The organism is Bdellovibrio bacteriovorus (genome assembly GCF_001592755.1).
GTDB lineage: Bacteria > Bdellovibrionota > Bdellovibrionia > Bdellovibrionales > Bdellovibrionaceae > Bdellovibrio > Bdellovibrio bacteriovorus_E.
Window position 1 is genome coordinate 353,774 of the sequence record NZ_LUKF01000016.1, and the last position, 13,529, is coordinate 367,302.

Here is a 13,529-nt window from a genome sequence, read left to right on the forward strand (position 1 = left end):
ACGACAGCCTTGTACTACAAAGAAATTAAGATCGTGAATTGCTGTTTATTTCAATTTGGAAGAGAGGTTGAGGGCCTCGTGACCCAGTTTTGCGCGATGGGTTGCAAAAAAGAAGCAGGCACTTTTTTCGATGCGATGGGTTGCAGAAAAGAAGCAGGCACCTTTTGGTCGGCGCCTTCAAAAAAAAAGGAGCTATTTCTAGCTCCTTTTTTTTGGCGATTAGATGCCTGATTTTAGGCGTTCTTCGTCGTCGACGTGGGTTTGGATGCCGCCCTTAAGATTTGGACGGTAAGCCAGGTGGTTGATGTCGTAGATGAAGTTGGCACCGTTCACGCCTGGAGTTTGCCACTCAGGGCCCAAACGGATGGCGTCCACGGGACATGCTTCTTCACAGTAACCGCAGAATACGCAGCGAAGAATGTCGATTTCGTAGCTGATCGGGAATTTTTCGACGTGAGGGTCGTTGTGTTCCGCCGCTACGATTTTGATACATTCCGCAGGACAGTTCGTCGCACACAACATACAAGCTGTGCAACGAAGTGAACCGTCTTTTTTCACTGTCAGAACGTGATTCCCTTTAAAGCGAGGAGAGTATTCATACTTTTCCTCTGGGTAGTTCAACGTCATCATTTTCTTGCGGTTAAGAAGGTTCACCAACAAGTGCTTCATGGTGATGCCCAGGCCACCCAGGACCCCTGGCAAGTACCACTTTGCTTTTTCAGAGTTATTTTGCATTACGCTCATAGGCTGCCTCTTCTAAATACAAACTCGTTCTTCTTACGAGCTTCCAAAGTCACTTGGTCTTCACGCTGATTCATCGGCATGAAAGGTTGAGCTGTCGCTGTTGGGATTGTCAGGTTTTTACCTGCCAACAACAACGCCGCTTCCGTCAAAGTCAGTGCTTCAGAAACAATCGTCGTTACTTTTTTGAACTTCTGTTCAAGACCTGCGTGGTTGATGAACGTGCCATCTTTTTCCACGAAAGTTTTTGTTGGGATCAACCATACGTTGCCAGTCAAAGACATCAACGCATCGTCTTTACCTGCTTGCAACCAGATCAAGTTTTGAGCTTTTGAAAGCTCTTTCACGCGCTCTTGAAGATCAGGGAAAACGGCTTGGTTTTCAGGACCCGCAACAACCACAGTTTTGATCGAACCGTTACCAAGTCCTTGAGTCAAATCCGCCCAAGTTGCTGTGATACCGTGTTTTTCCAAAACTTTCAGAAGACCTTTTGTATTCGGGTTTTTATCACCACGAAGAAGAAGGCCGTCAAAGCTGTCGAAAGTTTCTTTGTTATTAATCCAGAAGAAGACTTTCTTAGTTTTGAATTCGTTTACGAATGTAGACACAATCGCATCAAACTCTTCCACTGTGTATTGAGCCGTCAAAACAAGAGCCAAAGAATCGCCCGAAGTGTTTTTCAAAACTTCATGAGCATTCTTCGCCGCCGCTCCGCCAGCCATTTCTGTCCAGCCAGAAGCATTGCGAACTTGCGCTTTCAACAAGCGAGTTTCTTTGTTCACGAATTTATAGATGTCGCGACCTTCGTCACACATCCAGTAACCGTTCACTTTTTCATTGTAAACAGGCTTCACGCGGAAGAAACCTTCCTTGTTGAAGTACACTTTTACGTTACAACCGTTTGAACAACCGTTGCAGACTGTTTCCGCGTCTTTGAGATACCATACGCGCTGACGGAAACGGAAATCTTTCGACGTCAATGCACCGACCGGGCAGATGTCGACAGTATTCAAAGAGTATTTATTGTTAAGCTCAACACCTTCGTGAGTTCCGATTTCAGAACGGTCACCACGGTTGAAGATACCCAACTCATTCGTCTTAGAAACTTCTTCAGTGAAACGAACGCAGCGAGAGCACAAGATACATCTTTCAGAGTCCAAAACCACTGTCGGACCTAGATCGACCACTTTGTGTTTTTTTACTTTGGCTTCAGCCATTTCTGGATCGTACTTACCGTACTCCATGTATTGGTCTTGAAGACCGCACTCACCCGCTTGGTCACAGATAGGGCAATCCAACGGATGGTTGATCAAGTGGAAGTCCAAGCCCCACTTTACAGCATCACGTACTTTTTCAGACGTGTTGTTGATCTTCATGCCTTCCGTAACCATTGTGTTACATGCGATTTGTACACGTGGATTTCCTTCGATCTCCACCATACAAAGACGACATACACCCGCGACACTCAAACCTGGGTGCCAGCAGTAGTGTGCGATACGATCGCCAGACTGTTGCATGGCTTCGATAATCGACGTGCCTTCTTTTACTTCGACTTCTTTGCCATTAATGGTGCATTTCGGCATATGTCGTTCCTTTTACTTTCGAACGTCCTTCGCGGACATAGAATTCAAATTCATCTCTAAACTTAGTCACAAAGCTCAAAACCGGAAGAGCCGCTGCATCGGAAAGGGCACAGATTGTTTTCCCTTTCATGTTGTCAGCAACTTTGATCAACAAGTCGATGTCTTGCAAACGACCGCGACCTTCCAAGATCGAGTGAAGAATCTTGTTCAACCAACCTGTACCTTCACGGCAAGGTGTACATTGACCACAAGACTCATGCGCATAGAAGTGAGTCAAAACACCCAACATATCCACCATACATTGAGAGTCGTCGATCACGATCACCGCACCAGAACCAAGCATGGTTCCAAGGCCCGCCAATGATTCGTAATCTAGATTTGCTTTCGCCACTTCTTCTGCTGTTAAAACAGGAGCTGAAGATCCACCAGGAATAACCGCTTTTAATTTGCGGCCTGGTTTCATGCCTCCGCCCTCTTTCATAAGCAAATCCATCAAAGGATAGCCCAATGGAACTTCGTAGTTCCCTGGAGTCATCACGTTTCCAGAAAGAGAGAACAATTTTGTTCCCGCAGATTTTTCTGTTCCATGTTTGCGGTAAGTTTGTGCGCCATCGCGAACGATGTAAGTCACGGCCGCCAAAGTTTCCACGTTGTTCACGATTGTTGGTTTACGCAAGTAACCTTGAACCGCTGGGAATGGAGGCTTCAATTTTGGTTGGCCTTTCAAGCCTTCCAAAGAAGAGATCATGCCTGTCTCTTCACCGCAGATATAAGCGCCGGCACCACGGTACACATCAAGGTCAAAGTCGAAACCAGAACCCAAGATGTTTTTACCAAGAAGGCCCGCTGCATAAGCTTCTTTGATCGCTTTATTTAAGCATTCGATCGGGTAAACGTATTCACCACGAACGTAGATATAACCTTTATTAGAACCCACCGCGAAGCCAGAGATAATCATGCCTTCGATCAATTGATGTGGAGCACGCTCCATCATCATACGGTCTTTAAATGTACCAGGCTCCCCTTCATCGGCGTTGCAAAGAAGGTAACGAGGTTCTCCATTTTTAGGAAGGAAGCCCCATTTCATACCTGTTGGGAAACCTGCACCACCACGACCACGAAGACCCGAAGCTTTCACTTCGTCGATGATTTGCTGAGGTTGCATTTTCAAAGCTTTTGGCAAAGTTTCGTAACCGCCTTTAGCTTTGTAACCAGCCAAAGTTTGATACTCTGGCAAGTGATAGAATTCCGTCAGTAATTTTGTTTCAGCCATTATTTCATTCCTCGTAGCAGATTCATTGCTGATTCCGGAGTGAGTTTCTCATGATACGTGTCGTTTACTTGCATCATTGGAGCCGTTCCGCAGGAACCCAAGCACTCCACTTTGCTGACTGTGAAACGGCCATCTGAAGTGACTTCGCCGTATTTCACACCCAACTCGTGGCAGATGTGGCTAGCCATCTCGCGACCACCTTCAAGAGCGCAGGAAATATTCGTGCATACTTGCACATGGTATTTACCCACCGGCTTTTGATTGAACATCGTATAAAACTTAAAAACTTCGTTAATACGTGCTTCAGGGATGTCCATCACTTTAGAAAGATACGTGATCATTTCCGCAGTGACGAAACCGTTGTTTTCTTTTTGTGCGATGTAAAGGCTTGGGATGATCGCAGAATCTTTCGCTTCATAGCGATTCAATTCTTTTTTTACTTCCGCCAAACCTTGTTCACTTAGTTGAAACATTCTTTTTCCTTTAAATTTTTCAAAACTCTAAGTTGCTTCAGTTCCGGGCCTTGCGGCCCTCCGCTCTGCGGGCTGCCGCCCTTCCGTCCGATTATCTATCTAGTTCACCAGCGATTAAGTTCATCGATGCGACAGTTGCGATAGCATCTGCCAACATCGCGCCTTTCACTACCGTTGGGTACGATTGGTAGATCGCGAAACATGGTGGACGGACTTTCAAACGGTATGGATTTGCAGAGCCGTCGCTCACTAGATAGAAACCTAGTTCACCGTTGGCCGCTTCCGTCGCATCGTAAACTTCGCCCACTGGAGGACGAAGCCCTTTGATGATCAACATGAAGTGATTCATCAAACCTTCGATGTTTCCGTAAACGTCTTTTTTCTCTGGAAGAACGATGCCTTTGTCGCGGATTGTGTAATCGCCACCTGGAACGTTTTTGCAGACTTGTTCGATGATACGAACTGATTGGCGCATTTCTTCGAAACGAACCAAGTAACGGTCGTAGATATCACCTGTTGTTCCTACTGGAACATCAAAGTCCAAAGCGTCGTAACCATAGTAAGGTTTCGCTTTACGCAAATCCAAGTTCACGCCGGAAGCGCGAAGAAGAGGACCTGTGTAACCCCATTGAATCGCGTCTTGAGCAGATACCGGGCACACGTTTTTAGTACGAAGGATGAAGATTTTGTTGTCCAAAACCATCGAAGCCATTTCGTCAGTGCCTTTACGGATCTCTTTACAAAGAGCTAAAACTTCGTCGAACCAGCCTTCAGGCGCATCTTGAGCCATACCACCGACGCGAGTCATAGATACAGTCAAACGAGCTCCGCAAAGTTTTTCGAACAAGCCATAAACCTGTTCACGAAGACCGAACATATAGAAGAAAGAAGTCAAAGCACCCAAGTCCATCGCGCCCGTACCGATTGCAATCGTGTGGTCGATGATACGAGAAAGCTCTGCCAAGATCACACGCATCGCTTGCGCTTTAGGCGGGATTTCCACGCCCAACAAACGCTCGACCGCTTTACAGTAACCAATGTTATTCATTGGCGCTGAACAGTAGTTCAAACGATCTGTGTACGGGATCACTTGGTTGTACGGATGAGTCTCTGCCATTTTTTCGAAACAGCGGTGAAGATATCCGATTTCATTGTTACAACGAACGATCGTCTCGCCGTCCATCTCAGCCATCACACGAAGAGTTCCGTGCATCGCTGTATGGGCAGGACCGATATTCAAAGGAACATATTTATCATTCAACACATCACCAGGAGAACCCGGTTCGTTGTTGAAGTGAATTGGCAATGAGGACGTGCAAGGTTGTTGCAAGTTCGCATCGTAGTCTTTACGAAGCGGATGACCCACGAATTGATGATGAGTCAAGATACGGCGCAAGTTAGGATGACCCTCGAACTTGATACCGAACATGTCATAGGCTTCACGCTCAAACCAGTCCGCACCCTTCCAAGCCGGAAGAACTGTCCCGATAGATTCGTTTTCACCAACCTGTGCTTTTACACGCAAACGAGAAGCGTCTTTTGACGAGAACAAGTGGTAAACAACGTCGAAACGTTTTTCGCGGTTTGGAAAATCCACTCCGCACACGTCCATCAAGAAATCGAAATGACCATTTTCGCGAAGAAACAAAAGCAACGCCGGAACGTCTTCTTTTGGAACTTCAAGAACGTCATCACCCACAGCGTGGATGAACTTGTAGTTCTCGATTTTAAATTTACCCGCGAGGTTTTGTTTTAAAGTCTCAAGTTTGTTCATATGGATACTTCCAGTTGTCTTTCCAAGGACGTGGTTGACGAGTCGCAATCATACGTTGCAATGCCATGATTCCATCCATCACCGCTTCTGGTGTTGGAGGGCAACCTGGGATGTAAACGTCGACAGGGATGACTTTGTCGACGCCTTGAAGAACGTGGTAAGCGCGGTAGAAACCACCAGAGCTTGCACACGCGCCCATGGAGATCACGTATTTTGGTTCAAGCATTTGTTGATAAATACGAGTGATCACCGGAGCCATTTTTTCTGTGATAGTTCCAGCAACGACAAGCAAGTCCGCTTGACGAGGAGAGAAACGAGCCACCTCAGCACCGAAACGTGCTAGGTCATACTTCGGTCCCATCACTGACATGAACTCGATACCACAACAAGCAGTACCGTAAGGCATTGGCCACAAAGAATTTTTTTGCCCCCACGCCACCAAAGCATCGAGCCTTGATGTGAAAGCAACATCTCGTGACATATCATCTATGGCTTGAGTTCCGCTTGCGCCTGCGAGAGACACAGAACCCTGCACTTGATCTTTGTGCATAAATACACCTCTGCAATTTCATTTAGCTATCATTAAGTAGTTACTGAAAATCCGTAATCCTGACAACTAGATAAGTAATATAAGGGGCGCGTCTGATTTCTTCAACGCGGCATTCCGAAACGGGGTAATTGAAATTGATTCTCTAGTCGTCTCATTTCAAACTTTAATTTCCACCTAACATCACTCGAGGAGAAGTCCAGTTGTTGATCAGCAGGACTTCGAGGGGACCTCGACAAGAAGGGAAACAGCATGAAGAAAATGGCTCTGTACGTGAGTTCTGCCATGCTTGCGATCAGCTTAGGGGCGCAAGCTAATTCAAAAAGACAAGATTTGCTCATTAAACTAGCACCGGGCTTCGTCGAGTTCGAAATGCAGGGAGCAAAAATCGAAAAGCTGAGCGAATCCTGGGTTCGCGTTCAAGCGCCTCGCGGTATGAGCATTCAATCTCTGGAGAAAAATCCAGCTGTTGAGTACGTTCAACCGAACTACAAAGTGAAATTACTTGAAGATTATCGCATTGAAGACCCATTGCGCCGTGCTGCTTTGGCGAAAATGCTTTCTAGAAATCCTCAACTTCGCGCAGCCGCTCGTCAGGACAATCCGGCGATCCCTGACGCTCCGCAAACTACAACAGGCGCGGATCCTTTGTTTTCAAAACAATGGGGCATGATCGATAACGGCGTTGTCGATGCATGGAAAGTGACTAAAGGAAGTCCAGATATGATCGTTGCCGTGATCGACACGGGCGTGGACTACACTCACGAAGATCTTCTGCCGAACTTGTGGAGAAACGCGAATGAAATTCCAAACAACGGTATTGATGACGACGGCAACGGTTATGTCGACGACGTGATCGGCTGGGACTTTGTCGGCAACGACAACAAGCCTTACGACCTGGCTGTTGATACTTTGGATGGACTGTTTAAAGGTGGAAACCCGGGTCACGGAACTCACTGTGCTGGCAATGTGGCAGCTCGTGGTGACAACGGTAAAGGGATTGCGGGCGTCGCACCGAATGTGAAAATCATGTCTTTGCGTTTCATCGGCATGACTGGCGGCGGAACCACAGCGGATGCGATTAAATCTATTCGTTACGCTGTTGATAATGGCGCGAAGGTTTTGAACAACTCTTGGGGTTCTGAAGGTGAAGAACCAGGCGCTCCAGAAAACCAAGCTTTGCGTGATGCTGTTCAATACGCGCAAGACAAAGGTGTTCTTTTTATCGCCGCCGCAGGTAACGGCCACAAAGGCGTTGGTTACGACAACGACAATGACCCAAATCCTGCCTACCCGGCTTCTTACCCGCATGACAACATCATCGCGGTAGCGGCTTTGGATTCCAACGATCGCTTGGGTTCATTCTCAAACTGGGGGCACAAGTCGGTGGATATCGGCGCACCTGGTGTGAAAGTATTTTCGACAGTTGTGGGTCAAGGCTACACTGACACCGTGATCGATAAGTTTGGTTTCAAAGCCACTTGGGACGGAACTTCCATGGCAGCTCCACACGTTGCAGGTGCCGCGGCTCTTTACTGGTCGGCTCATCCAGAGAAATCTTGGCAAGATGTGAAGGCGGCGATCTTGGGTTCTTCTCGTAGAATTCAAGCTCTTGACGGCAAGTCTGTGTCGAACGGCAAGTTGGACGTTAAAGCTTTGATGAATTACTAAAGCTTTCACCAACTTAATTTGTAAAAGTGAAGCACCTCTAAAAAAGTAGAACGAGCACTTACCGAAAGGATTTCAAAGATGCGCGTTCTACTTTTTTCATTTCTAGCCACTACTCTTTTTTCTGCAACATCATTTGCCGAGAAGTTTGAGCTTGATAAGTCTCACACGGATGTCAGCTTCAGGGCACCTCACTTGATGGTTTCCAAAGTCAAAGGCCGTTTCGAAAAATTCGAAGGTACTTTCGACTTCGACGAAAAAACTCAAAAATTGGAAAACGTGTTCGTCAAAGTTTACACAGACTCTTTGAACACGAATGAGAAAGACCGCGACAAGCACTTACGCACGGCGGATTTCTTCGACGTTAAAAAATATCCAGAGATGACCTTCAAGGGAAACAAAGTTGATTACGACAATGGCAAGCCCGATAAAATTCATGGCGACCTGACTATTCGTGGTATCACGAAGCCGGCGACCTTCGACATCGACTACAAAGGCGCGGTCAACGATCCATGGGGAAATCGTGTCATTTCTTTCGAGGCTGAAGCTAAAGTAAATCGCAAAGACTTCGGTTTGAACTGGAATAAAGCGATGGACAAAGGCGGCTGGGTTGTCGGCGACGACATCGAAATCGAAATTGATGGCGAAGCCAAAGTAGCAAAACCTGCAGCTCCGGCAAAAAAATAGGAGCTGACATGCATCCCTCATCACGGACACATAAAGTGGGCTTAGGCCTTCGCCAGCCCCATTATTCCTATTTAGAAACCCGTCCTCAAACTGAAGCAGCTTGGTTTGAGGCGATCACAGAAAACTATCTGAATTCACGCGGGCGTCCTTTAGAGATGCTAAAGTTGATTCGTCAGGATTACCCGGTGGCCCTGCACGGACTATCGATGAATATCGGATGCCCTGAAGGATTGCGTCTGGATTATTTGCAAAAACTGCGGGAGCTGATTGAACACGTCGAGCCTTTTATTGTTTCAGATCATCTTTGTTGGACGGGATCTCCGGACCAGAATCTTCATGATCTTCTGCCTCTCCCGTTTACAGAAGACAGCATTGAGACTTTGGTGAACAACATCGATTTCGTACAAAACTTTTTGCGTCGACCGCTAATTCTGGAAAATATTTCCACTTACATCAGCTATCGCAGCAACGAAATGAATGAGTGGGATTTTATTAGTGAAGTCAGCCGTCGCTCGGGTTGTGGGCTTCTGCTGGATATGAACAATGTGTATGTGAATTCCTATAATCACGGCTTTGACCCGAATTATTTCTTAAACCACATTCCTTTGGATCGCGTGGTGCAAGTTCACATGTCCGGTCCGACAAAATTTGAAGACATTCTTTTTGATAATCACGGGCAGGAAATTCCAGAACAAATCTGGGATTTATTCAAACTAATGGCGCCAAAAATTCGCCACTTGCCTATTTTAATTGAACGCGACGAAGACATTCCGGATTTCAAAGAACTTGAAGTCGAAGTGATGAAAGCAGTTTACATCTTGGAGGGCTCTCATGAATCTGAACGAAGCACAGAACCTGTTTAAAAAAGGCCTTCTTGGCGAAAATGATCAGGCTTTTCAAAAAACTTTAAAAGCTGTAGGACAAATGTCTTTAGAGCGCGCTTTCAAAGTTTACAATCACAGCTACATCCGTCGCTTAACCGAAAGCTTGAAAGAAACTTATCCCGCGGTTTTTTGGGTTTTAGGTGCGGATTCATTTCAGCAAGTGGCGGCGGATTATATCAATGCGCAACCTTCGTTGTCTTATGATCTGGCTGCCCATGGAGCCGAGTTCCCGGCATTCCTAAAAACATCTTCGGTGTCTGCCGGTATTCCGTTTCTTTATGAGCTGGCCCGTTTTGAGTGGGCGATCAAAGACATGCATCACACACCCACGCCGCAGCCACTTTCTGAAGAACATATCGAAGAACTTTTGCGTGAAGAGGATTTCAAAGTTCACTTCATCGAGTCCATGCATATTTTCGAAAGCCCTTACTCGATCTATGATGTTTGGAGACAGCGCAACGAGCGCACTTATCACTTTGAAGATATTCACTGGAGCCATCCGGAGCATCTTTTGGTTTATAAGAAGCAAAGAAAGATTTATGTCCAAAGAATCGATGCCGTCGAAGCCCAAATCCTTTTGGATTTAAAAGAAGGGAAATCGGTAGCGACAGCTTTGGCCGATTTTTCTCACGCTTTGAATGCGGAAAAAGTCACGCAGCTCTTAGAGATGATCACAAGAGCTGGCATTGTCGAAGACGTTTTAGTTTTAGAGAATTAAGCGGCTTTTTTACCGATCACTTCAGAAGCCATGTTGTTCACCATGTGCTGAAGAGTGTTGGCCTGAGCAGACATTTCTTCCGAGGTTGCGGCAGTTTCTTCTGCCGCTGCCGAGAAGGCTTGAGTTTGCCTTTCTAAAGATCCCATCGCTTCATGAATGGCTTTGATGCCATCTGACTGATGAGTCGAAGTTTCCGAGATCTCTTGATTCAACACCGTCACTTTTTGCACGGAACTCACAATGCCATCGAGAACCTTGTCGCTTTTTTCGGCAAGTTCCAAAGACACGCGTGTTTGTTCAACACTGCTTGTGATCACTGTTTTTACTTCTTTAGCCGCGCTCGCAGATTTTAACGCCAAACCGCGTACGGCTTCTGCCACGACGGCGAAACCCTTTCCTTGCTCTCCGGCGCGGGCCGCTTCGACAGCAGCGTTTAAGGCGAGCAAATTTGTCTGAAAGGCAATGTCATCGATAATATCCATTGCGGAAGTGATCTCGCCGGAAATTTTGGACATGACCGTGATGGCCTCGATCAATTTTTTTACTTCGTGAGCACCTTCAGAAGCTCCAACTTCGGAAGTCTTGGCAAGTTCGGCCGCGGTCTTTGCGCGATCCTGATTCGCCTTCACGATTTCATTTAAATCTGTCACTGAACGCAACGTCTCTTCAATTCGTGCAGCCGACTCCACCGCTCCTTGAGCGACATTTTGACCAGCCGTTGAAAGCATATTGGAAGCTTCCAACACTTGCTGGCTCGCGGTGTTTGTTTCACTCACTGTCTGCGCCAAGAAATTCATCAGGCGGCTTGCAAACACGTAGAACAGTGCAAATGCTAAAACGAAGGCCAGTGAAAAGCCGATAAGAACTTTATCGCGGAAAGTGGCAACCGCTTTTTCCACGTCATCGACATAAACGCCGCTTCCGACGATCCATTGCCATGGTTTGAACTGACGAACGAAACTGATTTTAGGTTCGGGTTGAGGCGAACCTGGCTTGGGCCACATATAATTGGCAAAGCCTTCAGCCTCTGCTGTTTGCCCAATGCGCGCAAACTCCACGAAGAGTTTAAAACCGTTCGGGTCTTTCATATCAGACAGGTCTTTACCGTCGAGTTCGGGCTTAATTGGATGCATCATCATGCGAGGGTGAAGATCATTAATCCAAAAGTACTCGTTGCCACTATAGCGAAGAGCCTTGATAGCGGCGAGGGCTTGATCTTTCGCTTGATCTTCCGTGATTTCTTTCTTTTGAAATAGTTCGTACTTGTGCTCAATGATTTTTGTCGCGATATCAACCGTGCTTCGAATAGCGACTTTCCGATCTTCATACATATTGTCGCGAACCAGCGGAAGAACATAAAAAAGAACAATGGCCCAAAGAGGTAGGATCGCTACAATCAGTAACGCCAAGGTTTTATATCGATAACTCCGCGTTTTCCAAATACGATCCAACATGAATACTCCCTGTGTTGAATGACCCAGGGCTACATCGTCAAAATATTTTTGCAGCTGAAGGAACTTCTTAATATTCCGAAACACTTTTTAATTTCTGTTTCAGACTGAAACAATCTTATCTGCCACCGCCACCTTCGCCGGAAGTACGCCTCGGGTTTACTCCTGGCGGGATGATTTCTGAGCCCGAAACCTCTTGCTGCCAAGGCGAAAGCCGCGAAGCTCTCATGAGGTCTTTATGATAAGACAGAAGCAAACTTCCCTTCTCTAGAACATCGATCAAATAGTCCCGATCTTGAAGACTGACGGCAAAGCAGCCTTCGCTCCATCCCAGTCGACCGTTTTGTGCGATGAACTGTTCGCTGACGTAGCTGGCACCATGCAAGACGATGGCGCGCTCTTTGGCGCGATCATTGGATTTATCAATTCCTTCAAGGTATAGTGAGCGCCCATTCACTTTGCTGGGATAAGTCCCTTGCGCAAAGTAAAACCCCAAAGAGCTTTTCCAAGAATCGACAAAGTTTGAAAAGCTGCGCGCTTCTAGGACGCCTGAGTTGATGCCATGAGCGACATAAAATCTTTCGACATAGCCATAATCTAAATGCAGGAGATAAAGACGTTTGACGGTGGAAGGTTCTGAATAGTCCACAATCACCGCGTACTCAGTATTCGGGATCAGGCCCACATTGTAGTCAAACATACGGAAGGTCAGATCTAAGGCTTCCCGAGAGATTCCTTGTTGTAAGAATACGTCAAAGACCTTACGGCCATCGGCAATTCTTCGCTCGAACATGGATTCTGCTAAAGCTAAACGGGAACAAAGGAATATGAAAAAGAAAGCTGCGATGAAACGAACGAAATTTTTCATCAGATCACTGTTGCGGGTTTTGAATTCACCCGCAAGTTAAGAATCAGAAACACTGGAACACTAAGGCCAAGGAATGTAAGGCACATCCTGACATACGATCGGCAAAGCTTCTGCTTGAAGAGGCGCTGCCACGTGATCAATTTCCGAAGACTCATCTAAGAGTGCAATGTGAGAACGCAACATCAAATTAGCGATGAACATCGTGGAGTCACCCAGACGCTCTTGCGCCATTTTTTCGTGACGTGGAATCAGCACGGCAATGCGACGGATGGATTCAAGAATATGACGAACCATGCAGTTATAACGGGGTTCGCGCTCGAGTTCATGGATCAACTCATCGGCGTAATTCGCCAGTTCGTTGTATTCTCTTTCTTTATAGAACTGCAAAAGATATTTTTGCATCACTTCCACCGCTGCGGGACGGAAGTTATCTAAAGAATCTTTACCGGCTGGATTTACCGCCCTGAACTTCGGAGTTTCGTTCATCGAGATAAAGTAATCACACGTCATCGGGATACCGACTCTTTGGAAAGGCTGAACCAAAAGATCTGCCACCGGAGAAATGAGTCGCAGCTTTCTTTCCATTGAGATCAAACGTTTTGTGACTTCTTTGCTTTTTCCATTAGAGAGCCTTTCGTAGTGAGGCGCTCTTTTTTTATTCAGCTCTAAGGCTTCGTCAATGTGTTCAGTTAGGCAGGCGCGCGGCTTAATACCGGCAGCAAAACTTGCACTTCCTAACATCAAACTTAGAATGAAAATAAGTCCGTGGCTGAAATTCATAGAGACGTTATAGCATAGTCCCCTTCATCAACCCTGTGAGCTCAGGGGCCCTCTGTAATAAGGGAAGGCTTGTCTACACTTT

13 protein-coding genes are annotated in these 13,529 nt (G+C 46.4%); 4 read left to right on the forward strand and 9 right to left on the reverse strand.

Features of this window, described 5'->3' with window-relative positions:
* Positions 1-219 precede the first annotated feature (219 nt).
* The 6 genes from AZI85_RS11425 to AZI85_RS11450 all read right to left on the reverse strand — a co-directional run bounded on the left by AZI85_RS11425 (position 220) and on the right by AZI85_RS11450 (position 6,325).
* The gene (locus AZI85_RS11425) at positions 220-744 is read right to left on the reverse strand and encodes a NuoI/complex I 23 kDa subunit family protein (RefSeq protein WP_063244162.1); all 525 of its coding nucleotides are present in this window, start codon (positions 742-744) and stop codon (positions 220-222) included.
* Positions 741-2,324: a 2Fe-2S iron-sulfur cluster-binding protein gene (locus AZI85_RS11430; RefSeq protein WP_063244163.1), complete on the reverse strand. Its 1,584-nt coding sequence runs from the start codon at positions 2,322-2,324 to the stop codon at positions 741-743. Before AZI85_RS11430 ends, AZI85_RS11425 begins: the two co-directional genes overlap by 4 nt.
* Entirely contained in the window at positions 2,305-3,597 is a 1,293-nt protein-coding gene (gene nuoF / locus AZI85_RS11435; protein WP_063204933.1) for an NADH-quinone oxidoreductase subunit NuoF, read from the reverse strand. Before nuoF ends, AZI85_RS11430 begins: the two co-directional genes overlap by 20 nt.
* A complete protein-coding gene (locus AZI85_RS11440; protein ID WP_063204934.1) occupies positions 3,597-4,070 on the reverse strand; it encodes a complex I 24 kDa subunit family protein in 474 nt (157 codons plus the stop codon). Before AZI85_RS11440 ends, nuoF begins: the two co-directional genes overlap by 1 nt.
* 91 nt (positions 4,071-4,161) lie before the next feature.
* Positions 4,162-5,844, reverse strand: coding sequence for an NADH dehydrogenase (quinone) subunit D (gene nuoD, locus AZI85_RS11445; protein WP_063244164.1), 1,683 nt, complete (start codon positions 5,842-5,844; stop codon positions 4,162-4,164).
* Positions 5,831-6,325: an NADH-quinone oxidoreductase subunit B gene (locus AZI85_RS11450; RefSeq protein WP_063244357.1), complete on the reverse strand. Its 495-nt coding sequence runs from the start codon at positions 6,323-6,325 to the stop codon at positions 5,831-5,833. The genes nuoD and AZI85_RS11450 overlap by 14 nt, the downstream gene beginning before the upstream one ends.
* Positions 6,326-6,643: 318 nt before the next feature.
* On the opposite strand from AZI85_RS11450, the gene AZI85_RS11455 reads away from it, so the two are divergent.
* From AZI85_RS11455 to AZI85_RS11470, 4 genes are all read left to right on the forward strand, one after another.
* Complete coding sequence (locus tag AZI85_RS11455; RefSeq protein ID WP_063244165.1) at positions 6,644-8,062, forward strand: S8 family serine peptidase; 1,419 nt, start codon at positions 6,644-6,646, stop codon at positions 8,060-8,062.
* Between the two features lie 78 nt (positions 8,063-8,140).
* A complete protein-coding gene (locus tag AZI85_RS11460; protein ID WP_063244166.1) occupies positions 8,141-8,746 on the forward strand; it encodes a YceI family protein in 606 nt (201 codons plus the stop codon).
* Between the two features lie 8 nt (positions 8,747-8,754).
* A complete protein-coding gene (gene bufB, locus AZI85_RS11465) occupies positions 8,755-9,609 on the forward strand; it encodes an MNIO family bufferin maturase (protein ID WP_063244167.1) in 855 nt (284 codons plus the stop codon).
* Entirely contained in the window at positions 9,578-10,348 is a 771-nt protein-coding gene (locus tag AZI85_RS11470; RefSeq protein WP_063244168.1) for an HvfC/BufC N-terminal domain-containing protein, read from the forward strand. Before bufB ends, AZI85_RS11470 begins: the two co-directional genes overlap by 32 nt.
* Here the strand turns inward: AZI85_RS11470 and AZI85_RS11475 are convergent.
* From AZI85_RS11475 to AZI85_RS11485, 3 genes are all read right to left on the reverse strand, one after another.
* A complete protein-coding gene (locus AZI85_RS11475) occupies positions 10,345-11,802 on the reverse strand; it encodes a methyl-accepting chemotaxis protein (RefSeq protein ID WP_063244169.1) in 1,458 nt (485 codons plus the stop codon). The two genes, AZI85_RS11470 and AZI85_RS11475, sit on opposite strands and share 4 nt — an antisense overlap.
* Positions 11,803-11,917: 115 nt before the next feature.
* On the reverse strand, positions 11,918-12,592 hold the full coding sequence (locus AZI85_RS11480) for a murein L,D-transpeptidase catalytic domain family protein (protein ID WP_253720959.1): 675 nt from the start codon (positions 12,590-12,592) through the stop codon (positions 11,918-11,920).
* 135 nt (positions 12,593-12,727) lie between these two features.
* The gene (locus tag AZI85_RS11485; RefSeq protein WP_063244171.1) at positions 12,728-13,447 is read right to left on the reverse strand and encodes a hypothetical protein; all 720 of its coding nucleotides are present in this window, start codon (positions 13,445-13,447) and stop codon (positions 12,728-12,730) included.
* Positions 13,448-13,529 lie beyond the last annotated feature (82 nt).